The following is a 24,384-nucleotide window of genomic DNA, read 5'->3' as shown; positions in this document are numbered from 1 at the left end:
ATTATTTAACTAATAATAGAGATAATCTCCTCATAATCATATCCCCTTTGAATTAAATACCGGATAAGTTTTTCTCTGTCTATATTGGTTTTGGATTTTTGCCGGGTAAGTTTTATTAAATTAGATTGATACTTCTCTTCATCTATTCCTTTAATTCCTACTTCTATCGTGAGCTCATCGATTTTATGCCGAAACAATCCTTGTATAATTTTATTTCGTCCCCACTTATTTTGATTTACTTTAGACCGTACAAAATTTTCTGTAAACCTTTTATCATCCAGGTAACTATCGTCCAGCAATGTTTGTATTATTTCGTTCTTTTCTCGTTGGGAAAGAGAGGAGTACCTGTATAGCTTTTCACGAACTTTTTGAACTGATCTATCCTGAAGCGAACAATAACGTTGAAGTTTTTTTAGTACTTCATTCTTTTTTACATCCATATAATGTTTTCTATTATAGATGAACTCCATTTTTCGACAGGGATTCTTTAAGGTCCCCCTGGGCAGGGTGGTGAAAGGCATTCCAACCAAAGGTTTGGGCAGCTTTTACATTTTCTTCAAGGTCGTCCAAAAAAAGGACTTCATCCTTGGGTTTATCAATCTTAGAATGGACTTTTTCATAAATTTCGTTTCTGGGCTTCCTGGTTTTGAGGTGGTGGCTGTAAAAGGCATTGTGTAGTATTGACCTTTCGAAATTCTCCAATTTAAATTCTCGTTTCAAGTATCTGTGTACCCACTGAATATGTAAATCGTTGGTATTACTAAGGATATAAATTGAATATTGTTTTCGCAATTCAAGGAGTAAGTCAATCCGCTCTTTGGGTATCCCCAAAAGAATAGCATTCCAAATAGATACGATTTCATTCGCCTGCGTAGGTTTGTTACTTCGCCTTATTAAATCATTCAAAAATGCTTCGGTGGAAATGAGACCCATTTCATACCTTATAAATAAATTCTCTTTATCTGTGAGAAGAGAATTAAGGTCAAAATCCAATAGCGTTGATAATTTTGAAAATGTTTTGCTCATATCAATGTCTATTATAACATTCCCAAAATCAAATATTAAGACGGAAACATTCTTTTGCATACCTTTGCTTTTTTGTAAAAATAAAACGAAGATGCGAATAGCCATAAACGGAAGGCTATTGATTAGAAATAAATTGGAGGGAATTGGGTATTTTACCTATGAAGTAATTAAAAACCTAGTTACACACTATCCTGAAAATGACTATCTTATTCTATTTGATCAACAACCAGATAAAAAGTTTTTGATCCCGGGGATAGAATATAAAGTTATTCCTTTACCAGCTCGCAGACCATTTTTATACACTCTATGGTTTGAAGTTTTGATTCCATTCTACCTTAGAAATTGGGATGCTGAATTGTTTTTATCATTCGATGGATTTTGTTCTCTTAGAAGTAAGGTCCCCACATTGCTGTGTGTGCATGACCTTGCTTATATTCATTATCCTGATTATATACCCAAAAGGGAATTAAATTTTTATCAGAAATATCAGAAAAAGTTTGCGTTAAGGGCTGATTCTTTAATAACGGTCTCCGATTTTTCCAGAAATGATATTTCCAGACAGTACAATATCCCTTCCGATAAAATTGAAGTAGTGTACAACGGGTCCCGTTTTGAAAATACAGCTATTTCCTCCGACTCAGAACCATTGGGTTTTCAATTAGTAAAGGGGAAATATTTTCTATATACAGGAAGCCTCCATCCCCGAAAGAATATTGTACAACTTATTAATGCTTTCGATCAATATAAAGATTCTACAGGAAGTGATTATAAACTTGTTTTGGTAGGCAGAGTAGCCTGGAAGTCAGAAGCCATTCTATTGTCAGCCAGGGAAAGTAAGTATACCGATGAGATTATTTTTACCGGATATCTGGATGACCATACAGTTTGGCGAATTCTTTCTAATGCTTCTGCATTGTGTTATATTTCAAAATGGGAAGGGTTTGGGGTACCGATACTGGACGCAATGCATGCAGGAATCCCAATTATATCTGCTCATTCTTCCTCTCTTCCTGAAGTAGGTGGAAATGCAGTAATATATATTGATCCTTTTAGTAGTGATGATATTGCAAAAGCGATGGAAAGTATAGTGACCAATGAAAACTTAAAAAGAAGGCTTTTGAACGAAGCCCTTGTACAAAGAAAGAAGTTTTCCTGGGTAAAAACCTCTGAAGTAATTTACCGTAATTGTGTAGAAATATTTAAAAATTTCAAAAGAATATAAACGCCAAATTGAATAGAGATAGCGGGCATTCAGATACAATTATTTCTCGTTTAATGAGTTAAGTACATACCCTATATGTAATCAATGGTAAGAATAGTTAAGAAATGCAGCGTTTTGTTGGGACTATGCAGTTTGGTTATCTCCTGTTATTCACAAAGTGGAGTTACATTATATGCAGGCCCGACTTTTACAAATTTTGACCTTAGTAACAATTATCTGAATCCTACTTTCCAAATGGGATATAGGACTGGTTTGGATGTGAGGATTGGAGACGATACCTTTTGGATGTTATTTGGTGGTAGTTATAATGAAACTTATTTTGGGGACCATACCTATTTCAGGAATATATTTTCCGATACCCAGGATAAAATTCAATTTGCTGGTGTCAAATTTAATTTGGAGAAAAGATTTTTCCCCAATGGCAATATTAGACCTATGATTGCTGGAGGGGTACTTGCCGATTATCTTTTGGATTTCGGGAAGAATGTTACCCGTGAATTGGGAACAATCAATACATTAACGGCTTATTGGAATGCATCAGCCGGCGTTCAACTTCAATCCTTATTCGTTAGGTTTTCCTATGAAAGAGGGATAAAAGAGTATTTTGAAGATCATAAAAACACTCATCCTGCCAGGATAGTATGCACCCTTGGATTCTTTTTTTAAATCCGGATTTGAAGATTGGATAGGACTCAAGCTGGTTGAAAATATTATATATCAACTTCAAGGTGAGCCATTTCGCTACCTTGTATAGATAGAAAATCTAGGCTTTCAAGGAATTGGGGAATCATGAGATCTAATCATTCTTCCTCTCCTTTATTTTTTTTCAAATGAGAAAAATCCCGGTCAGGGCTCAACGGTGTAATTCTTGTCTCGTTGGAAGATGAATCGCTTGCAGCTATTATCTGGTTTCGTAATCTAATGTCCAATTGATCGTATGCTAACTCTATGTTGTGAACTCTCGACTGATGAATAACTGCAGAGCGTAATTCAGATTGTAGAAATGGCAGCGGCATGAACTTACTCGTCCAGAAAAACAACTTAAAATTAAAAGTAGATGCCGAGATTTCACTAAAAGCTACCTTCGGTTGCGGGTAAGGCAGAACATCATCGTGATTCGAGGCTACATCTATTAATATCTTTTCAAATAATTCAAGATCTGTATCATAGGCGACACCAAATTCGACGGCAAAACGGGCTTTGCCGTCCATATGACTCCAATTGGTGATTTTACCATTTACCAATTTAGAATTAGGAACAATTAGCATAATGTTGTCTCGATTACGTACAATTGAAGTCCGCAATCCGATTTTTTCCACTTCACCTACTGTATCGTCCAGGTCAATGATATCGCCAATTTCAATGGATCTTTCAAAAAGTAACAATATACCGCTAAAAAAATCATTAAATGTCTGTTGTAATCCAATACCAACACCCACTAGAAGAGCGGCTAAACCACCAAATATTATAGTTGTATTGTATCCTAGTGATCGAATAGCTACCAGGACGGCAGCAATATAAATAAAGTAGGAAAGTAATTGATTAAATGAATATTGACGGCCAACATCAATGCCCTGGGAACGATATACTCTTCTGAGGAATACATTTGTGATTACGGATATTACTAATCGGGCAGATAAAATTATTAATATTATGCGTATTAATTTACTCAGTTTAAATGGATCCTGATCAGAAGATTCCGGGAATGTTATAAGGTCAAAATCCAGTCCGAAAGAATTGATCATAATTAATACGGCAAGTCCGTAGACCAAATATTGAACAGTCAAATTTGTTTTTTTCTGCGCTTCTTCCTGAGTAATGTAACGCTTAATTTTATTTTGATTCCGTTTTTGTTCACTAATTCGATTATGTAAAAAGCGCGTAATCAACCAATCCAATAATCTGGCCAATTGAATTATAATCAACCCATAAAGAATATAACCCAATCGAAAAATTCGCATGCCATCCTGAGAGATATCCCAGTCGATATCAAATTGGTTAACAATCCATTCCAGTATTGAAAAATTAGTGATTCTAAAAGAGGCAAAAATCAAAAATATAGAGGCAAACAACCACAAATACCACAAAATATTTTTGATTTTTTTCTCATAGATGTCTCCTTTGTCTACACTTACAAACTTCAAGCCCAGTTTCAGAAAAAGCCTATATAGGAAATATGCCAACCCTAATCCTAAAATTGTAAAGACAATTCGCAGAACGTCAATGGTCAATTCTGAGGTGATTTGAAATTCTTGTTGTAATAGGTCCTCCATTTCCTATAATTGAACGTAAATTAATTTTTTTTCGCTGAAATACTCTTCGTTAAAATACTTTGTAATTGGGGTAACTTCACAATAAGTTCCCTGGGCTAGCTCTGCAATTTCTTGCTTCAAATCTCCTCCTTTTAATGCCAACAATCCATTAGGAATGGGATTTACACCCTCGCGTGAAATTAAGGGACCAGACCAATTTACAAGTTTTTGTAAGGAAGCAACGGCCCGCGAAACCACAAAATCATATTTACCTTTCAATTCCTCCGCCCGTACTTGTGTCGCTAATACATTGTCTAGCCCAAGTTCGTTGGCAATTTCATTTACTACTTTTATTTTCTTCTTTGTTCCATCAATCAAATGAAAATAAGAATCAGGAAATCGAATAGCCAGGGGAATTCCGGGAAATCCTCCACCAGTTCCTAAATCCAATATTTTGGTCCCTTTGGAAAAGGTAGTAAATTCTGAAATACTTAAGGAATGGATAACATGGTGAAGGTATATTTGGTCAATATCCTTTCGGGAGATAACATTAATTTTATTATTCCATTCCTTATATAAAACCTCTAATCTTTTGATTTTTTCCATTTGATCATCACTAAACCTTTTTAGTGATTTTTCTGAATAATATTTTTCAATTACATCCATTTTACCACTTTCTTTTTGTTTTGAAGAAAATATATGGCGACATAAAGACCAAATATAAAGAGTGAAACCATTCGTATGCCAACCAATCCGTTAATGAAGATATCATTCCTATACTGGATTTTAGTTTGTTGATGGGGTAAATTAGAAAAAGAGCTTTGCAAAGAATAAATATAATAGCTAATACAGGGGAAGAAAATATTAAAATTAATAGTAAAAGTTTTTCTAATGCTAAAGAAAAATTGAAAATCGAGATTCTTATTTGCGTTTTGAGTGTATAAAATTTACCTGCACTTAAATGCCTTGATTTTTGTCCATACCATTCCGACCAGGTTATAGGAGGGGCAGAATAGGTCATGGCTTCTGTATCAGGTAAGATATATATGGGAAATTCTTTGCCGGCCTCATTGACAAGTAAGTCATCATCGCCAAACGGTATATTGCGATGAGAGTCAAATTTATATTTTTCAAATACTTGGCGGTGATAAATTAAATTCCTTCCAACACCCATGTAAGCTTTGCCTTTTTGCGCCCATCCGAGATATTGGATAGCTGTAATAAATGTTTCACCCTGGATCACCTTATTTAATAATCCCGGCTTTTTTTTATAGGGAGAAACACCTAACAAAATCGAAGGATGGTCCGGTATGCTTTTGGAAATTATTTCCAACCAATTGTCACCGGGTTCGCAATCAATATCTGTAAATACTAACCAATTATTGGAAGCATTTTTGATTCCAAATTCAAGTGCTGATTTTTTTCCTATGGTATTTTTTTTATGCTTCAGATATTGAAAACGCTCATCTCCTGATGCCCAATCACTTAATAGGTTATTAGGCTGGCTTACCGGGCCGTCATTAACTATCAATACTTCAAAATTCTCATATGATTGCTGCGATAAATTCTTAATGAGAGTCGGGAGAATCTCTACTTTTTCCCTAAAACTAATTATCACCGATAGGCCAATGTTGGTTGGAGACTTGGAATATTTCTTCTCCAAATTGATGCGTAGAAAAATACCATACCAGTGGTATAACTGAATTGCGTAAACTAATAATAAGCCTGGAGCAATGTAATGTATATAATCTGTAAACATGTAATTTGGAAGATAGTAAAAGCAATGGAAATAAAAACAGGTGTTTTGACAGATTAAATACTTGAAGAAACTTTTTATCAATCGTCAAATCACAATAGTTGTTCAAAATTATTTCGATTTGACGAACTGAAGAGCCGGGAAATAAGGATATGGTGCTTTTCTCTAAGTTAATCCGAGAATGCCTTCAGGTTTTCACTAATTGTTTGATCAAATGCTTTAATTTTTCTTATTCCTGCGATTTCTTTATTTTACTTTTGAAAGGAATAAATCTTTTGATTTAAATGAAAACTAAAATTTGGTATCTTTTTCTGATTAGTATTTTTTTTCAGGTTTCTTGTTCTCAGTCTGAAAAGCGACCTAATATTTTATTTATCATGGCTGACGACCATACTTCTCAAGCATGGGGGATTTACGGTGGAATTCTTAAAGATTTTGTTAAAAATGAAAATATAGAACGAATTGCCAGGAACGGGGCAAAACTTAAAAATGTTTTTTGTACAAATTCAATCTGTGTGCCTAGCCGGGCATCGATAATGTCTGGGCAATACAGTCATAAAAATGGAGTGTATACACTAAGGGACTCATTAGATTCTACCCGGGATAATATTGCGAGGACTTTACAGTCCGCGGGCTATAGAACTGCTTTATTTGGTAAATGGCATTTAAAGTCAAAACCAACTGGTTTTGATGAATTTACGGTATTGCCCGGTCAGGGAAATTATCATAATCCTTATTTCAAAACCTTGGAGAATTGGGAAAAAGGCGAAGAAGGAATGATTCAGAAGCAAGGGTTTTCTTCAGATGTTATTACAGATATGTCACTTGATTGGTTGAGTACCCAAAATTCTGATGAACCTTTTTTTCTTATGTGTCATTTTAAAGCTACACATGAACCATTTGATTTTGCGGATAGATACAGGCACTTGTACGATGGTGTGGAATTTCCTGAGCCAGAATCACTCGATGATTGGGGTGCCGGTACCACCAAAAGATCCTTTCCCGGACACCAAATTGATATTCTGGGTGAAAGGTATGAAAAAGCATCTACTGGAGACTTCTGGACATCTTATCCCGAATTACCTTTTGATACCGATGGTTTGGATTCAATAGAGGCAAGGAAAAAAATTTATCAGAAGTTTATTCGGGATTTTCTTCGAAGTGGGGCGGGGATAGATGATAACATAGGTCGGTTGCTGGACTATTTAGAAGACAATGGACTGGACGAAAATACTGTGGTAATATATACATCGGATCAGGGGTACTTTCTGGGAGAGCACGCTTTTTTTGATAAACGTATGATGTTGGAGGAATCATTGAGAATGCCGTTTATTATTCAATATCCAAAAGAGATTCCCGGAGGTACGGAGTACGATGAAATGATATTAAATATTGATTTCCCAGCTCTTTTTGCTGACTATGCGGAAATTGATAAACCGGACTATATTCAGGGCGAAAGTTTCAGAGATATCCTTTCGGGAGAGGAAGTTGCAGATTGGAGAGACAAAATGTATTATCGATATTGGACGCACAGCCCTACACGTCCAGCACATCTGGGTATACGGACGGGTCGGTACAAGCTTATTTATTATTATGGGAAGTCAATCGACGGCGAAGGTCCTATTGAGGATCTGAAAGAACCTGGATGGGATTTTTATGACCTGGAAGAGGATCCCGCTGAACTCAATAATGCCTATGACCAAAGTAAATACAGGAAAATAATTGCCCGTTTAAAAAGCGACTTACAAAAGTTAAAAGAAGAGACAGGGGATGGGGATGATCCGTTTTAGGCATAATTTGTGACGAGCCATGGTATTATTGGAAGATCACTTCAGTGGCTCCAAATCCGTATTTCGAATGGTATTCATTCACAAATTCTTTTACATGGGGGTTAGATGATAGTTTTTGATGAATTGCTTTTCGCAACCTTCCTTTGCCAACTCCGTGGATGATAAAAACTCTATCAATATTCATTCTCAGGGCGCGGTCTATAAATGTAGCGAATTCTGATAATTGACGTTGATAAATAACTTCCGGGGATACACTTTTAGGATTTTTGAAAATGGCAGATGCATGTAGGTCAAGTTCCCTTCCAAATCCCGCCATTTCGGTAAGGTTTCCCAGGGGAATGTATGCTAAATCATCGGCTTGATAAGAAGGTTTCCGGGTTATCTTGGGAATATTGATTGGATCAGAAGCATCATCTTTAGGTGTCCATAGGGTGTAGGATTTACCGGGCAATCCCCAATTACTCACCAATCTTGCTTTCGCAAAATGTTTGGGTTTGGGTTTTATTTTTAAATCGTATTGGTTTTCGTGTCCCTGAGTAGTAAATTTATCTATTTGAAGCTCAAAATGTGGGTAGTCATTTATACGGTCAAATGGTATTTTTAGAAATTTTTCTTGTTTATTTGATGGGATAAGCAGGGCAATATCTATAGGATCCCCTTCATTAAATGTAATTGTTCCCGTTATGTTGAAATCAAAAGAGGAGAGGTTTTCTACAGCAATAATAATCTCCTGGTTACCGGCACCTATCAACAAAACTAAATTCAAACTCCCCATGATATACATTTAAATGCACTATATCCATTTAGTAAATTCATCTACATTTTTATGACGTCTTTCTTTTAATTCAATGTCGTATTTTCCAATAAAAAACAGTCCCAGGATTTTTTCCCCTTGTTCGAAGCTTGTAAAATTTTTGGCTGCATACATAAGCGGTTTTCCGGAGGACCAATATCCACCCATGTTAAGATGTTGTAAGTATAACCACATGTTTTGCACTGCCATTGCTGTTGCAGCAATTTCTTCCCATTCCGGGATTCTTTCCTTTTGATCCCTTTGAAAGCTAATAATTAGTATGGCTCCTGATTTTTGGATTTTATTGGCCATGCGTTCGGCTTTTGGTGCAAAGTCCGGATGTTCTGCAATAATCTTTTCAGCAAAGCTGGCAAAATTATTTTTACTATTTCCCAGTATTGCTTTAAACCTCCATGGTTCGGTAAGTTTATGGGTGGGTGCATATCGGGCAGCTTCAATGAGCTGTTGAATTTCATCTTTAGATACCAATTCATTATTGAATTGTTCTGGGTAAATTGCTCTGCGCTCCTTTATTGCTTTGAAAATATCGTTTTCCATATATTGATTATTTAAGCCGGGTCCCGTTTGGGGCCGGTTTGTCCGTTGTTGCAATGATAATTCTATTCTCTTGATCCGCAAAGCCGGTCAGTAAAAATTCGCTCATGAAAGGTCCTATTTGTTTGGGAGGAAAGTTGGTTATGCCCAGAATCTGTTTCCCAATCAATTCTTCATGGGAGTATAAGTCTGTTATTTGAGCACTTGTTTTTTTTATGCCCAGTTTTTCACCAAAGTCTACCCATATTTTATACGCTGGATTTCTAGCTTCTTTAAATACCTCCGTTCGTACGACAGTTCCGACTCTGATTTCGAGCTTGGCAAAGTCTTTCCATTCAATAAGATTCGTGTCCATAATAAATTTGTCAAAATGACTTGTTAATTGTGTTTTACGTCCTTGTTTGCGACAAATTGTCTGCATTCTGTGTCAAAATAACTGAATTATTGGTGTTGGCGCCAAATTTGCAAGGAGTATAAGTGAAATTAATTATTAAAAATTAAAAATTCAAAGCTATGAAAACTTTAGCAAAAGTATCAAATGGACACCGACTTCCTGGAGTTTCTAATTGGATTGAAGATTGGTTTGGAAGGGAACTTCCTTCATTTAGTACTGAATTTTTGCCGAGTATAAATAAGCCGGCTACTAATATCAGGGAGTTACCTGATAGCTATGAGTTGGAGGTATCAGCCCCTGGATGGAAGAAATCAGATTTTGAGGTTAATGTCGACAATGGTTTGTTGACTATCAGTGCAGAAGCAAAAAAGGAGGAAGAAATGTCTGAAGATAATTATACGCGAAGAGAGTTCGGGTACTCTTCATTCAAACGGACATTTACACTGCCAGATACTATAGACAGTGATAAAGTGGATGCGAGGTATGAAGATGGCATTTTGTATGTAATACTTCCTAAAGTAGAACATGCACGGCAAAAACCGGTCAGGAGAATAGATATTAAGTAAATTGGATAGAGAGTATCCAGTGAGGTTTGATAGCAGAGTTTTACGACTCTGCTTTTTTTATTTTCTCACTAATTTGTTTTATATAAATTTGTTTTACAGGTTCTTTGTGGATTTGGGATGTTTGGGTATGAAAAGTATGAGATGTAAGGAATGCATGTTGGATTTTATTCCAGGTGATATCTTCTTTATCGATTTTTCCGTAGTGAATAAGCTCTTTTCGAAGTCGATCTCCAATTTTAAAGAAGTCATTGCCACCTAAATAATTAAGATCTGCATCACAAATAATTTTCTCTTCGAAAGTTACTGGGCAATGCGGTAATTTTGTAGCGGTGATTAATTGACAAATACATTCAATTTGTTGATCAGCCAGTTTGTATTTTGAGAGGATTTTTTCAGCAATGAGACAACTTTTTTCTTCGTGCTGATCATAGCTTTCTATAAATCCAACATCGTGAAACAGGGCGGCAATTTTTAAAAGATACATATCCTCCTGGGATACCTGCTCTTCCGTGCACAACCATTCCACTGCTTCAAATACGAGTATAGTATGGTCAATATTATGATAATATAGGTCAGAAGGCAGTTTTTCCATTAATTTGAAAACTTCTTTTTGAAGGGATATTAATATTTTGTTTTGAGTTTCCGACATTTGTTAGAGGGTAAATGAATGTACCTATGCAGGTTCTATGTATGGCATCAATTTATTTTTTATTTCATTTGTTACGATTTGGTCTGTATATTCTTTCCCGATACGTACCATTTTATCATATGACTTCCATTCCAATATCCCGATTTTGTTTATAGGCGGGTGGAGGTGGAGATCAGCTTTTTTAGTTGTTTCTTCATATTTACTATAGCTTGCAAGAACCATAGACTCCATAATTATGGTAGATATAGAAGGAACTTTAAATTTTTTCTTACCCAGGAATTTATCCTTGATATAATCCCATGATTCAGGTACTACATCATATTCAAGATTATACTTTTTGGTGGAGTGGAGCGTAACAGCAATTGTTTTACCGACGGGAAATCCTCCGAGGGATTCAATGGGTAAATTCTCTAAAAGTCCACCGTCTACGTAAAGTGAATTATCATTAACGGCGGGCGGAAAAATTCCGGGTAGGGCTACGCTTGCCCGTATCGCATTATTTATAGGTCCCGATGTAATGATTACTTTTTTCCTTTCGGTAAGGTCGGATGCAACATAGCAACTATTTATCCAGGTATCTTCTATATTAAATGTTCCGAAATATTTCTCGAGAAGGTCGTCCAAATGTTTTCCTTTCATCAGGGAAATTAATGGAGCGATGTTTAAGTTTTTTCTTCTGGTAGGTGCTTTGTTTGCTAATTCGCTACCTTTTTTTACAAGGTCATCACTTGGTAAATCAAGCGCTCCAAGAGCTGTAATGAAAGTACCAATACTGGTTCCGGAGAAGAAGTCGATTGGAATTCCTTTTTCGCGTAAGCTCAGAACGATACCCACGTGAGCTAATCCTTTGGCACCTCCACCCGACAGGGCAATTCCAATGGCGTTTCCACTAATAAATCTGGATATTCTTTCTATATCACTTATTCGATCCATCCGGACGTGATGATGCATCTCCAGGGAACGGTTATGTAAAAATCGGCTCGTGTTTTGTGGGAGGTTATCTCCATTTTCATGGAGCAAAACAAGGTTTTTTTTAGTCAATTTATATTTTAAATGGTTGCTAAAAAGTTTTTGTTCCGTTGTAGTGAGTTTTTCCGATTCCCCAAATTCTTTGAGAATGTAGAAAATATCAGCTTGAGCAATCGCTCTGTTCTTCCATACCTTTTCATCTTCATTCGCTATATATATTACGTAATCCGAAGAATTTTCAATCGCATCCAATTTTTTTTGCAACTCGATATTGAATGAATCTTCACCCTTTGCAGTAGTGAATTCTGACAGCGATACACCCAATTCATTCAAAATAGTTTCCTGGTCCAAAAATGTAATTTTTCCAAATGGGGCAAGTTTAGGTTTTAAGTACTCGAAAAATTGACTTTTCAGGGTTGATCTTTCATTTAGGAGAAAAACTACATTTTTTGGGTGGGGAACTTTTCTTCCTTTCGTGTTTTGATCTGTCCTGCGAATAATGGTTTTAGCTACATTGAGAATGAGCACTGGGAATTGATTTCCTAGTTTATAGAGCATTTCCTTTGATAATCTGATAAGTACCGAGTCTCGTGCCGCAAAAACATGAGCTGTACGGGGTTGATCAGCAATTACTCCGGTTTCTCCTACCGCCTGGCCCGGAATTATATCTCCGAGAATATTCGATTTTCCAAAATTATTTTCATAAATCGCGGTGAGGCGTCCGTAAACGACAAAATAGATGTGATCTGAAGGGGCACCTTGTTTAATTAATTGATTACCTGCTTTTATACGTATCCATTCGAAATAGGAAAACAATTTGTTAAATTGTTCATCTGTAAGTTGTCCAAAAATGTCATTTATAATTTGTCGGATATATTTATGATCTGTAGAAATTTGGGAAATGAGATTATATTGATCCATTTTACAGATTTTATGGTTTCATAAATTTATACTGAGTTATATTTTTCTATATGGGAGAGTAGACTTTTAAGTGCTTTTTCAATTTGTTTAAGTTTTTCCGGGTTTGAGGATGCGTTGTCAAAAATTATTTTTTCAAATACAAATCCATGTCGATTAATTAATAGATATGGGTTTGTGCCAGGATGTTTTACTTTTTTGTATCCTAATAGCTCAAAAACCTCTATCGGGTAATGGATCCCTTTTACCTGGAAAGTTTGGTTAAAGTGTGAAATAAAATCTTGTGAGAGCAGGTTTTTGGTGACAGAGCTAATAAAAATACTTTTGGGGCCGGCAAGGGATTCCAGTCGACTGGCTATATTTACATTTCCACCGATAATAGTATAATCCATTCTGTTTTCGGATCCAAAATTACCGACGGTGCAGTATCCGCTATGAATACCCATTCTTACTTTCAATCCCTGAGGTATTCCTCTTCGAATCCATTGTTGATCAATTTTTTCAATTTTACTTTGCATTTCTAATCCCATTTGACAGCAATCCTGGGCGTGTTTTTGATCACTTGTGTACTCGGGATCCCCAAAAAAGATCATCAGTGCATCCCCAATGAATTTGTCAATAGTTCCACCGTATTTAATGGCGATTTGGGCCATTTCATTTAAATAGCCATTAAGTAGCTCAGACAAAACTTCGGGGTCTGTGCGGTCCGATATTTCCGTAAATCCCACAATGTCTGAAAAAAAGATAGTAAGGAATTTGCGATTATAATTGAGGGAAGCGTTTCCTGTTTTCCCCACAATAAGGTTATATAATTGTGGGGAGAGGTATTTTTTTAATTGTTGGATTAAGGATGAAATTTCCTGGTTTTTCTGTTCCAGTTCATTTTCTATCGTACTGCTGTGTTCGGCTACCGTTTCATACAAAATCTTTAAATCATGTACCTCCCCTAATAGGTCTTCTTTTTCTCTGGACCATTCGCTATTTGGGGTTTCTGGATTATTACCATACTGAGCCATAGGATTTTAAAATATTAAATCTTAATTTCCACTTCGTTCCAGAGCTTTTTAAAATTAGCTATTGATTTTTGCTGCCACGAGATCGATTCATTTCCTAAAACCGTAATTTTTGGATTTCCTTTTTTCTTGCAATTTAGAATAAAGAGACTAAGTGTAGTGATTCCCGAACTATTCAGGAACTGAAGGGGTTGCAAATCCAGGATGAGTGTATCAGTGGATGATTCACTGGAAGTTTTGAGGAATTGTGATACCACATCGTACTCTTTCATGTTTGCCAGGCGCATTGATCCTTCAAAAGTTAATGATGACTCTGACTGATTGTATGTTATTATTGAATCTCCAGCGTTTAATGTATTCATAAGATTATTGTTCAATGTAGTAATATGATTGAATAGTTACTTTATATTGTCCCGTTTCTTCTATGTGTCGAAATTGGGCTCCGATCTTCAAGTTATAATCTTTTACCAATAACAACAAACCAATTCCTGAATCTGATGTAGTATCAGATTTTGCTGCTAACGTTTTTATATAAAGTTCGTCGAGGTCTTTTGCTTCTGTAAGCTCCTTCAGATGCTTACGTAATTTTTGAAAATGGGATTCAGGGGTATAATTTTCAGTTTGAATCTTTAGGACCGTGTTGTACAATTTCATATGTATGCCAACTTCCGCATTTCTTTTCACAGAATACTTAGATGCATTTTCGATCAACTCGTTAAAAATTGTTGAAATAATATTTTCTTGTACACTGGGTTGGTCTTGTGTATACGCATAAAAGGCAGCAGCAAAATCAGCCATAATGCCACATCGTTTCCAATAAGCTATTAGATCTATGGGCCTTACTTTGATCGCTACATCACCTTCAGCTGGAATCGAGTCAGGGATTTTGTCAAATTCTCCAATGGTGTCAATAAGCATATTATATTGTTTTTAAATTTAAATAATATGACCTAATTACTAGGTTAAAATTTCTAGGGGTGTTCATATACTTTTGCGTTTTACAATCATGAGGGATATATCATCCAGGATGTTTTTATCCCCAGTAAATTGATAAATATTGTTATATATATATTCTACTATTTCATGTGATTTTTTACTATTGTGTTTATGTAAAAGTTCAACAACTCGTTCTTCTCCAAAAAATTCACCTTCTATATTTTCGGCTTCCGTTAATCCGTCAGTATAGAGGAGAAGGATATCATTTTCTGAAAATTCAAATTCCAATTCCCCTACATGTGGTTCTATGTCTTCAATCAACCCTACATAGATCCCCAGGTCGTCAGTTGGTATTATCTCTACCTCATTTTTACTGGAATTATATTTTAAAATATTTTCGTGTTGTCCGCATACGGTTATACTATTCTTGTTAAGTCTTGCCAAACACATCGTTAGGTTTCTGAAATCCTGCATACGATTTCGTATGTTTCTATACATGATAGTATTGATACGGTTCATAGCTTTCGTGAGAGTTACATCTCTACTTCCTGTGTCCAGGATGGTACGTATGGTACTTTGGACCATGAGCATTACCAGTCCGGATTGTAACCCGTGATCTGTGACATCACCGATGGCTAGAATTACTGATTCATCTTCCTGGGGTAGTACTTCGTAGAAATCTCCTCCGACTTCTGTCGCCGGGTCCATCCTCGCTGATATTTCAAGGTAATTAAACTGGTTGTAATCTTCTACTTTTGGCAAAAGGGTCATTTGTATTTTGCGTGCTACATCCAGTTCTAGCCCCATGCGCATATTTTCATTTTGAAGTTTATTTTTTTCGCGAGAGGCAATTGAAATTTTGTTAATTACTGCGGGAATCACACTGAGTACCCTGGATATCATATTGGATTCAAAATACACGGCAAGAAAAAGGGTAATCATAAATATAAACCAGACACTAGCAAATAGACCTATAGGAAGAGGGGCTAATTTATGTTCATTTAATTCTTCCAACCTTTTTACAGCATCAGGGTCTCCCTCGGAAAGGGATTCTTTAAACTCCTGCACTTCCTGGTTGGTAAGTAAATGGTATTCAAAGTTCTTTCCAATATTTTGGTATGCAATAAATAGACTGATGGATGAAATAATAAACCAACCTATTGCAGCATTTCTCCCTATTACTGTACCGACAATGAAAATCATTATGACAGAGAATCCAAAATCAACCAGGATACTTGTGGCCGTATTGATATTGGCGTGTACAATGAGCAACGCAAGAATTAGAGAGATGCCGATAGAAGACCAAGCCGTAAATCGGTTCATCCATTGTACGGGTTTAATTCTACCTAACAATACACGGGCATTGTAAAATACGGATATCGAATTGATAATGAGTATTATGGGGTACAGGACAAGGTCTCGAGCCGGATCGGGAAGCCTACCAAATTCAATAAGTTGTATAGTGAGGTGTAAAACAATAGCGGCGATAAACACAAAATTGAATGCTGTCAAAATCCTCCGTTTAGTATTTCTACTAGGTTCGGAAAGCATTTGACTCGCTTCCTGTAAAACATCCATTTTGGGTTTGTCTTCCTGCACGTTGATTATTTCTTTTTAAATATTCTGCTTTGTATTTCTACTGAAAGGGTAGAATTTGTATTAAAGTAATGTTGTTCAGCCGCTTCAAATTGATCCTTGACCTCACTTCTTTGTCCCAAAAAGGAAAACATACCCCATAAAGACCATTTCCCTAACTTGTAGTGTCGTTCATTTAATTCTGCTTTTTGATCAGTTCCTGTGTTATCTACTTTCAGGTCGTCACTTATTACTTGTTCGAATCCTGAATCTTCCGCTAATATGTGGATCGAAGACATAACCATTCGATTCCCTTCATATATTTCATTATGGGCGTCAATGAGATCCCGGATCTTTTTGGGACCATCAAATGTGCTATCATTTACATCCGAAATATAAAGAATCCCCTCCGGTGATAAAATTCTATAAATTTCTTTTAGTGCCAGGAATGGATTAAGGAGGTGGATAAATAGAAAGCTACAAAGAACAATGTCTACAGATTCTGCTTCCAAATGAGTGTTATAAACAGTTCCTACTTTCCAATCCATCTCAGAGTGTGAAAATTTTGCGTAGGTAATTAATTCATCACTAATATCGATTCCCATTAAATTCCGGTCATTAGCTTCTTCAAGTTTTTTTAATTGAGAAAGATAAATACCGGGCCCACATCCAATATCTAAAATATTTTTGTGTTGCGGATAGTCAGCTAACAGTTTTTGCCATATTCCTTTTTGGGATTTATACAACATCCTGGCTTGTGCAGACAAACGCGGCAGTTCATCCTGGAGGGAAAGAGGTTTTAAATAGCGGTTGACCTGATCACCTTTTAAACTCAAATATTCTTTTAGAATTTCGTGCTTCATTATGTGATGGGTCATATCCGGTAATGAAATATTGAGTGTCTCAGACAATTTTATACTTTGAGACCTCAATTGAGTTGCCACCTTATCAATGATGTCCTGGTCGTCCATTATCAAAAGGAAACCATCCCCATCCTCACTGCTGAATTCTTCATATCTATTAAAGCGATAAGAATTGATGTAATAATTTTTTAATCTTTTGTGCGGCCCCATTAATATAGCAAAAATACAATCTGGCTGGAACAGCTCATAAGAGCTGCGCATTGCATGTGCCAGCATCAAAGTAGAATATCCCCGGGAGCGGTATTCAGGTAATTCGACCCTTCTGGAAAATTGTATTAAATAGGGCCTTTTGGAATTAAGTTTTATTTTATTTTTTATAAAATCATTATCATTTTTAAATGGAAAAATACTTACACTTGATACTAAGTATTTTTCCTCAAATAGCCCTAGATGTAATCCTTTTTCATCAGCTGGAGAATCTAATACAAATTCATCCAAACCCTGTTCCTCAATAAAAACAGCTCTGCGAAGGCTTTGTATTTCGCTACGGTAATTTTTATAATCCAACCACTTTAGCGTTAGGTTGTTATTCTTTATGACTTTTCTTTCATATTGCATTCTTGGAGGTATCGTGTTTTGCGTGATCAAAATTAAAAATAATGCCAGTATTACCTTATTTTTAAAGGAAAAAGATTAGGATACTTTGATATTTTAAACAATAGTAACTTATATTTGCGTCCAATTTTAACAGCACATTCTATGCCTAAAGATCAAAGTATTAAGTCTGTCCTTATAATTGGGAGTGGTCCAATCATTATCGGTCAAGCCTGTGAATTCGATTATTCAGGGTCCCAAGCATCTCGTTCATTACGCGAAGAAGGAATTGAAGTAACACTTATTAATTCCAATCCCGCGACGATAATGACCGATCCTGTTACTGCGGATCACATATATCTTCTTCCATTGGAACCGGAAAGTATAGAAAAAATTCTTCAGGAGAGAGACATTGATGCTGTCTTACCCACCATGGGTGGACAGACTGCTCTCAACCTTGCTATCGAAGCGGGAAAACTGGGAATTTGGGATAAATATAATGTCCGGCTCATTGGAGTGGATCTGGAGGCCATTGAGGTTGCAGAGAACAGGGAAGCTTTCAGAAAGCTTATGGTGGAGATCGGAATGGGGGTCGCGAAATCTTTTATTGCAAATAGTTTTTTGGAAGGAAAAGAAGCTGCGCAAAAAATTGGATTTCCCCTCGTAATAAGGCCATCCTACACCCTGGGTGGTACCGGAGGAGGTTTTGTGATGGAAGAAAGTGAATTTGAAGAGGCGCTGAGGAGAGGTTTAGATGCATCTCCTACGCATGAGGTATTAGTTGAAGAGGCTGTTTTGGGATGGAAAGAATACGAGCTTGAATTGCTAAGAGATCGGAATGATAATGTAGTAATTATTTGTACCGTGGAGAATATGGACCCCATGGGAATACACACGGGCGATAGTATCACTGTCGCTCCAGCAATGACGCTGGCAGATAGTACTTTCCAGGAAATGAGGAATATGGGCATTGTAATGATGCGCGCTCTTGGTAATTTTGCAGGAGGATGTAATGTCCAGTTCTCTGTAGATCCTAAAACTGAAACGATTATTGCTATTGAGATAAATCCCCGGGTATCGAGATCATCTGCCCTGGCTTCCAAAGCTACGGGGTATCCTATTGCAAAAATTGCTGCCAAGTTGGCCATTGGATACACACTGGATGAACTGGGTAACCAGATTACCGGGAATACTTCAGCTTTATTCGAACCTACTTTAGATTATGTAATTGTCAAAATGCCCCGGTGGAACTTTGATAAATTTTATGGATCCAGCGATAAGCTTGGTCTTCAAATGAAGTCAGTAGGAGAGGTAATGGCTATTGGAAGATCATTTATTGAAGCGCTACAGAAAGCTTGCCAATCCCAGGAGAACAACCGTATGGGACTTGGTGCAGATAAAAAGGAATGGATAAAAACAGATGATATCCTTCAGCGATTGGAACAACCCTCAGATGATAGGGTGTACCGGATAAAAGATGCTCTTCGTTTGGGAGTGCCCATTAGTACCATACACCGATTAACCGGAATGGATCCTTGGTTTTTGAATGAAATAAAGAAGTTGGTAAAGTTAGAGCAGCGATTAATGCAATATAATGTAGCAGAGGATATTGATGCTGATTTTATGCTTGAACTCAAACAACACGGATATTCAGATGCCCAGATTGCGTGGTTAATGAGAATCGGAGAAGATGAGGTATCTAGTCGACGTAAGAAACTGGAAATTAAGAGAACATACAAACTTGTTGATACTTGTGCAGCAGAATTTGAAGCACAAACTCCTTATTATTATTCCACTTTTGAACAGGAAAATGAAAGTACACCGTCAGACAAGAAAAAAATAATTGTTCTGGGTTCCGGTCCCAATAGAATTGGTCAGGGTATTGAGTTTGATTATTGCTGTGTACACGGTATTCTGGCTATCAAAGAAGCGGGATATGAAGCAATTATGGTCAATTGTAATCCGGAGACAGTGTCGACAGATTTTGATATCGCGGATAAACTTTATTTTGAGCCTGTTTTCTGGGAACACCTTGAAGAAATAATAGAATTAGAACAGCCGGAAGGAGTGATTGTGCAGCTGGGAGGGCAAACAGCTTTGAAGTTGGCAGAGAAGTTCTATGAGAAAAATATACCTGTCATTGGAACAGATTTTAAATCACTGGATTTGGCAGAAGACCGGGGAAGGTTTTCAGATATGCTCAAGGAATTGGGAATACCATATCCCAAATACGGTGTAGCGGATGATGTGGATGAGGCTATTAAAATTGCCAATAAGGTTCAGTACCCTGTTTTGGTCAGACCTTCTTACGTTTTGGGAGGGCAACGGATGCGAATTGTGATTAACGACAGGGATCTGGAACGCCATGTGCTTAGTATTTTCAAGCATTTACCCGATAATAAGGTTTTGATCGATCACTTTTTGGAGCGGGCACGGGAAGCAGAAATTGATGCGATCTGTGATGGTGAAGATGTACATATCATGGGGATTATGGAACATATAGAACCCGCAGGTATTCACTCAGGGGATAGCAGTGCCGTACTACCCACTTATAGTCTCCCAGAAGCAGTAGTTCAAAAGATGGTAGAATATACGGAGAAATTAGCAAAAGCCTTGAATACCAAGGGATTAATTAATATACAATTTGCTATACACAACGATGTAGTATATGTGATAGAGGCCAACCCAAGAGCCAGTAGAACTACTCCGTTTATCGCCAAAGCGTATGGAGTACCGTATATTCAGATCGCTACCCATATAATGATGGGAGATAAAAAGTTGAAAGACTTTAAGATCGAAAAGAATTTGGAAGGATATGCAATCAAGATTCCGGTATTTTCTTTTAATAAGTTCCCGAATGTCGATAAGAGTCTGGGTCCTGAAATGAAGTCAACGGGAGAAAAGATCTATTTTATCAAAGATCTTCAGGATCCGTATTTCAGGGAATTGGACAAAAGACGTTCTATGTACTTGAGTATGTAATGCAAGTGGCCTTCGAGGTGAGCAATAGCCACAGAAATCTATGTATTGTAAATGAAAAACATGAACCTGAAGGCAGAGATTCGTCTGCTGTCGCATGAATTCTTTCTGTTTTGGTATTGGAAAAGTTTATCAACTTCCAATTAATTGTATCAAAATAATTAAATTTGCATTTGAATCAGGTTTATAGGGAATCCGGTGATTTGAAATGTAGTACCTTGTGTTCGTTATTACAAATACATTTTTGCATTTTCAAAAATTCCGGAGCTGTCCCCGCAGCTGTAATTCTTTGAGCTTCGAATGTTTTTTTATAATGTTTTCGAAGCCTTTTGGGCATTGGACCACTGCAATGATTTTTATAGGAAATATCATTTCGGGAAGGTCGTCCAAAATTGAAATAAATCTTCACAGATAAGATCACAAAGAAAAGCCAGAAGACCTGCCTGATTTATTATTTAATTCCAGGCTTTCGGGAGAAAAGCACTGAATTGTATATCCATCGAATCATGATTCAATGGAGTGCATTTCTTGTTTTGTCCTGATGTGAATAAAGTAAATAGTATCAGGCATTTAATTTATATATTATTTTTTTCGTTTTACTTGATCACTTCGATTGATTCCCAGGAAATAGATACTGCTATCGAAATGTCAGTCATAGAGATTGAAGATCAAAATGTCCTTACGCGTCAATACGATTCAGTAGAATTTAATGAAATATTGGAATTCCAGCATTCTCTTTCTGGTGTTTTGCGGAGTAAGTATAATGTGTATTTCAAGGATTACGGTCCAGGAAGTTCATCTACGATAGCCCTCAATGGGGGAAAGGCAAGTGAAGTGGCTTTGGTATGGAATGGAATACGATTGAATAACCCCATGCTTGGGCTTAATGACTTTTCAATGATCCATGCTTCGGATATTAGCTCATTGAAAATGGTAGGTTTGACATCTAATAATATTTATGGAGCAGGGTCCGTGGCAGGAACAGTTCTAATAGATACGGATGCCGGGAAGGGACTATATTCCAGTGGCATTAGCAGTGGTTTTTCTACTTTAAACCAATGGAAAATAAATCTTAAACTGGGCTGGAAAGTCAGTGAGACTAATCATAAAATTTCATTATCTACCTTACAAGCCCAAAATAACTATAAATACGAAGATAGATCCGGTGCTGTAAAGCGTTTGCCTCATGCCAATCATCATTACTATAATGCCAATTATGACTTCAATTATAAGTTAAGGGGAAATGCAAAAATAAAGGCCTCTATCTGGGTGAGAGATCAATTCAGACAAATCCCTCCCATATTAACAAGTACCTATAATGATGCAACACAGGGAGATCAGTTTGTCAGATCAATGGTTCAATATTCAAGTATTTCAACGCATCACTTATGGGATGTCCGTGCATTTTATTCCATTCAAAATCAAAACTATACCGATCCGGCAATAAATTTGGATGCCCATCATCAATTTGATAATTTCCAGTTAAGGATTGACAATCAATGGCTGTTACCCAACTCTTGGTCCCTGCGGTATGGTAGTAATTACAGTTATTTTTCTTCCAGATCTGATAATTATCGCGATCCTTTGAAAGAATCAAGGATGGGTATTTATGGGCAGCTTTCTAAACGTTTAGATAAGATTCCGTTAAATGTTTCATTTTTGATCCGGCCGGAGATAATTTTTGGATATTCGCAAGATTTAGTGGCGGATGGAAGGATAAACTATGAACTTGATAATGGGGGCAATATTGCCGTTTATGGAGGGAGGAATGTAGTCTTACCTACCTTCAATGACAGGTTTTGGGAGCCCGGGGGAAATCCTGAGCTTCTACCGGAGAGAAACTGGATGTATGGAGTACAATATCAATTTGAACTGCCATATCAATTAAACTCCAGGATTGAAATCTTTGGAAGAAGTGCCACGGATTGGATTCAATGGTTGCCCAAAGGAGGGATTTGGAGTCCAGATAATTACCATAAAGCTCGCAATTACGGTGCCAAATTATATTTGGAAAAGAATCTGAATCATTTTAAAGCGCAAGTGGGGTACCAGTGGGTAAGAACATATTTACTAGAGAATAGAAATGAATATAAACAGACTATTTATACTCCGAAGCATTTGGCTTCTGCAAATTTTAGCTATGATTTTGCACGATTTTTTTCGGCCAACGTTGATTTGGAGTATACTTCAAAAAGGTATACACTTTCAGACCACAGTGACTATTTACCGGGGTTTTTCCTTATTCACCCTGCACTTCAATTCAGGTCAGGGAATGGTAAATGGAAAGTTGTAGTGGGCATTCAGAATGTATTAAACCATCAATACCAGGGAATCAAGAATCGCCCCATGCCGGGGACAACATTTCAAATAAATACAAATTATAATTTTAACTTATGAAACATTGCAATCAGATTTTAATTTTAGCAGCTCTGGGAATGGTCTTCCTGACTTCGTGTGAAAAGGATCCGGTAGGGCAGGGGGAACCGGAACCAATAACTTTTGAGGAAGGAATATTCATTAGTTGTGAAGGAGCTTTTGGCCAGGGGAATGCTTCGGTTCGATTTATACATCCTCAGGGATTGGTAAATGGAGATATATACAGTCAGGTTAATTCTGAAGATTTGGGTGATGTATTGCAGTCATTAAGTTTTATAGACGAAAAGGCTTATTTAGTGGTGAATGGTGACAAAAAAATAGTTGTTGTCGATCAAAGTAGTTTTGAGAAGCAAACCGAGATTACCGGTTTTAACTCACCTAGATATTTAGTAGAAAGTGATGGTTTAGGATATGTTACTAATTATTATACCGATTATATCCATGTTGTTGATTTAGGGACAAATGCGATTGTAGATAGTATTGATCTTGGCAAAGGTTCTGATCTTGCTATGAAATCCGGCAATACTTTTTGGACGATTAGCCCTAAAGAATGGATGGGTAGCGATGTAAACCATATTTATAGTGTGAACTTGACGGATTCTACTGTTGATTCGCTAGAAGTAGGATGGAATCCATCTACATGGGCGTGTGATGAAGGTTCAGATATGCTTTATGTATATTGTCAAGGAAAAGAAATTGATAATGGAGATGAAGGTGCCCAAATAGTATCCATTGATTTGATTTCAGGGGAAGTGGTGAATACCCATGACTTGGGATATACAAATAAAACAAGTGTAGTATCATATGATTCTTTCAGGGATCGTGTATTATTTTCCCAGGAAGATGGAATATATTCCTTTGATGTGAATACAGCGACAGTTTCTTCGAACCCTTTGATTCCAATTACAGATATTGACTATATCTATTCAATCGCAGCGTTCCCAGCCTCAGGGGAAATATTTGTGGGAGATGCCAATGATTTTTCAAGTGCGGGGGATATCTTCCAATTTGATACGGATGGCCAATTAATTGGACAGGCACAGATAGGAATTGCCCCCAATGGCTTTTACTTCGAATAGATTAAATACTTTGTTATAGAATGTGATAACCCTTGCTATAACCAAGATATAAAATGAGGGCTCGATTATAGAGCCCTCT

22 protein-coding genes and 1 riboswitch are annotated in these 24,384 nt (G+C 36.8%); of the genes, 7 read left to right on the top strand and 15 right to left on the bottom strand.

Annotated elements, in window-relative coordinates; genetic code table 11:
- Window positions 1-5: 5 nt before the first annotated feature.
- Window positions 6-440 (bottom strand): regulatory protein RecX, encoded by a 435-nt coding sequence (locus LVD47_RS06315; RefSeq protein WP_236974717.1) that lies wholly within the window; start codon window positions 438-440, stop codon window positions 6-8.
- Window positions 441-453: 13 nt separating this feature from the next.
- Window positions 454-1,086, bottom strand: coding sequence for an HAD-IA family hydrolase (locus tag LVD47_RS06310; protein WP_236974716.1), 633 nt, complete (start codon window positions 1,084-1,086; stop codon window positions 454-456).
- Window positions 1,087-1,117: 31 nt separating this feature from the next.
- Here LVD47_RS06310 and LVD47_RS06305 point away from each other — a divergent pair, with 31 nt between their 5' ends.
- Window positions 1,118-2,248 (top strand): glycosyltransferase family 4 protein, encoded by a 1,131-nt coding sequence (locus LVD47_RS06305; RefSeq protein ID WP_236974715.1) that lies wholly within the window; start codon window positions 1,118-1,120, stop codon window positions 2,246-2,248.
- A gap of 84 nt (window positions 2,249-2,332) precedes the next feature.
- Entirely contained in the window at window positions 2,333-2,914 is a 582-nt protein-coding gene (locus LVD47_RS06300; protein ID WP_236974714.1) for a hypothetical protein, read from the top strand.
- Between the two features lie 134 nt (window positions 2,915-3,048).
- On the opposite strand, the gene LVD47_RS06295 is transcribed toward LVD47_RS06300, so the two are convergent.
- From LVD47_RS06295 to LVD47_RS06285, 3 genes are read right to left on the bottom strand one after another with little or no spacing between them, the layout of a single operon-like run.
- The gene (locus LVD47_RS06295) at window positions 3,049-4,521 is read right to left on the bottom strand and encodes a mechanosensitive ion channel family protein (protein WP_236974713.1); all 1,473 of its coding nucleotides are present in this window, start codon (window positions 4,519-4,521) and stop codon (window positions 3,049-3,051) included.
- 3 nt (window positions 4,522-4,524) lie between these two features.
- A complete protein-coding gene (rsmG, locus tag LVD47_RS06290; protein ID WP_236974712.1) occupies window positions 4,525-5,166 on the bottom strand; it encodes a 16S rRNA (guanine(527)-N(7))-methyltransferase RsmG in 642 nt (213 codons plus the stop codon).
- Window position 5,167: 1 nt separating this feature from the next.
- Window positions 5,168-6,118 (bottom strand): glycosyltransferase, encoded by a 951-nt coding sequence (locus LVD47_RS06285; RefSeq protein WP_236974711.1) that lies wholly within the window; start codon window positions 6,116-6,118, stop codon window positions 5,168-5,170.
- Between the two features lie 422 nt (window positions 6,119-6,540).
- Here LVD47_RS06285 and LVD47_RS06280 point away from each other — a divergent pair, with 422 nt between their 5' ends.
- Window positions 6,541-8,046: a sulfatase family protein gene (locus LVD47_RS06280; protein WP_236974710.1), complete on the top strand. Its 1,506-nt coding sequence runs from the start codon at window positions 6,541-6,543 to the stop codon at window positions 8,044-8,046.
- Window positions 8,047-8,071: 25 nt separating this feature from the next.
- Here LVD47_RS06280 and LVD47_RS06275 read toward each other — a convergent pair whose 3' ends face one another.
- The 3 genes from LVD47_RS06275 to LVD47_RS06265 are packed head-to-tail and all read right to left on the bottom strand — an operon-like array spanning window position 8,072 to window position 9,749.
- Window positions 8,072-8,821: a Smr/MutS family protein gene (locus LVD47_RS06275; RefSeq protein WP_236974709.1), complete on the bottom strand. Its 750-nt coding sequence runs from the start codon at window positions 8,819-8,821 to the stop codon at window positions 8,072-8,074.
- An 18-nt stretch (window positions 8,822-8,839) separates the two neighbouring features.
- Window positions 8,840-9,397 carry a nitroreductase family protein gene (locus LVD47_RS06270; protein ID WP_236974708.1) on the bottom strand — a complete coding sequence of 186 codons (558 nt, stop codon included), beginning with the start codon at window positions 9,395-9,397 and terminating at the stop codon, window positions 8,840-8,842.
- A 7-nt stretch (window positions 9,398-9,404) separates the two neighbouring features.
- Window positions 9,405-9,749, bottom strand: a complete 345-nt coding sequence (locus LVD47_RS06265; RefSeq protein ID WP_236974707.1) for a tRNA-binding protein — start codon at window positions 9,747-9,749, stop codon at window positions 9,405-9,407.
- Between the two features lie 158 nt (window positions 9,750-9,907).
- On the opposite strand from LVD47_RS06265, the gene LVD47_RS06260 reads away from it, so the two are divergent.
- The gene (locus LVD47_RS06260; protein WP_236974706.1) at window positions 9,908-10,354 is read left to right on the top strand and encodes an Hsp20/alpha crystallin family protein; all 447 of its coding nucleotides are present in this window, start codon (window positions 9,908-9,910) and stop codon (window positions 10,352-10,354) included.
- A 40-nt stretch (window positions 10,355-10,394) separates the two neighbouring features.
- On the opposite strand, the gene LVD47_RS06255 is transcribed toward LVD47_RS06260, so the two are convergent.
- From LVD47_RS06255 to LVD47_RS06225, 7 genes are all read right to left on the bottom strand, one after another.
- Window positions 10,395-10,946, bottom strand: a complete 552-nt coding sequence (locus LVD47_RS06255; protein WP_236974705.1) for an HD domain-containing protein — start codon at window positions 10,944-10,946, stop codon at window positions 10,395-10,397.
- Between the two features lie 81 nt (window positions 10,947-11,027).
- A complete protein-coding gene (locus LVD47_RS06250; RefSeq protein WP_236974704.1) occupies window positions 11,028-12,893 on the bottom strand; it encodes a patatin-like phospholipase family protein in 1,866 nt (621 codons plus the stop codon).
- Window positions 12,894-12,919: 26 nt separating this feature from the next.
- Window positions 12,920-13,906 (bottom strand): adenylate/guanylate cyclase domain-containing protein, encoded by a 987-nt coding sequence (locus tag LVD47_RS06245; protein ID WP_236974703.1) that lies wholly within the window; start codon window positions 13,904-13,906, stop codon window positions 12,920-12,922.
- Window positions 13,907-13,920: 14 nt separating this feature from the next.
- Window positions 13,921-14,265: a slr1659 superfamily regulator gene (locus tag LVD47_RS06240; RefSeq protein ID WP_236974702.1), complete on the bottom strand. Its 345-nt coding sequence runs from the start codon at window positions 14,263-14,265 to the stop codon at window positions 13,921-13,923.
- 4 nt (window positions 14,266-14,269) lie between these two features.
- Window positions 14,270-14,821: a DUF6272 family protein gene (locus LVD47_RS06235; protein WP_236974701.1), complete on the bottom strand. Its 552-nt coding sequence runs from the start codon at window positions 14,819-14,821 to the stop codon at window positions 14,270-14,272.
- A 63-nt stretch (window positions 14,822-14,884) separates the two neighbouring features.
- On the bottom strand, window positions 14,885-16,438 hold the full coding sequence (locus LVD47_RS24025) for a PP2C family protein-serine/threonine phosphatase (RefSeq protein WP_236974700.1): 1,554 nt from the start codon (window positions 16,436-16,438) through the stop codon (window positions 14,885-14,887).
- Between the two features lie 5 nt (window positions 16,439-16,443).
- Window positions 16,444-17,895: a class I SAM-dependent methyltransferase gene (locus tag LVD47_RS06225; RefSeq protein WP_236974699.1), complete on the bottom strand. Its 1,452-nt coding sequence runs from the start codon at window positions 17,893-17,895 to the stop codon at window positions 16,444-16,446.
- Between the two features lie 141 nt (window positions 17,896-18,036).
- Here LVD47_RS06225 and carB point away from each other — a divergent pair, with 141 nt between their 5' ends.
- The 3 genes from carB (at window position 18,037) to LVD47_RS06210 (ending at window position 24,305) form a co-directional block, all read left to right on the top strand.
- Window positions 18,037-20,853 (top strand): carbamoyl-phosphate synthase large subunit, encoded by a 2,817-nt coding sequence (gene carB / locus LVD47_RS06220; protein ID WP_236974698.1) that lies wholly within the window; start codon window positions 18,037-18,039, stop codon window positions 20,851-20,853.
- Window positions 20,854-21,013: 160 nt separating this feature from the next.
- Window positions 21,014-21,311, top strand: a riboswitch (cobalamin riboswitch).
- An 82-nt stretch (window positions 21,312-21,393) separates the two neighbouring features.
- Window positions 21,394-23,247: a TonB-dependent receptor plug domain-containing protein gene (locus LVD47_RS06215; protein WP_236974697.1), complete on the top strand. Its 1,854-nt coding sequence runs from the start codon at window positions 21,394-21,396 to the stop codon at window positions 23,245-23,247.
- Window positions 23,244-24,305: a YncE family protein gene (locus tag LVD47_RS06210; protein ID WP_236974696.1), complete on the top strand. Its 1,062-nt coding sequence runs from the start codon at window positions 23,244-23,246 to the stop codon at window positions 24,303-24,305. The genes LVD47_RS06215 and LVD47_RS06210 overlap by 4 nt, the downstream gene beginning before the upstream one ends.
- The last annotated feature ends 79 nt before the right edge of the window (window positions 24,306-24,384 follow it).

The sequence above is a fragment of the Membranihabitans maritimus genome (genome assembly GCF_021729145.1).
GTDB lineage: Bacteria > Bacteroidota > Bacteroidia > Chitinophagales > Saprospiraceae > Membranihabitans > Membranihabitans maritimus.
The sequence above is the reverse complement of the archived record's forward strand: the minus strand, read 5'-3'. Positions and strand labels throughout refer to the sequence as shown.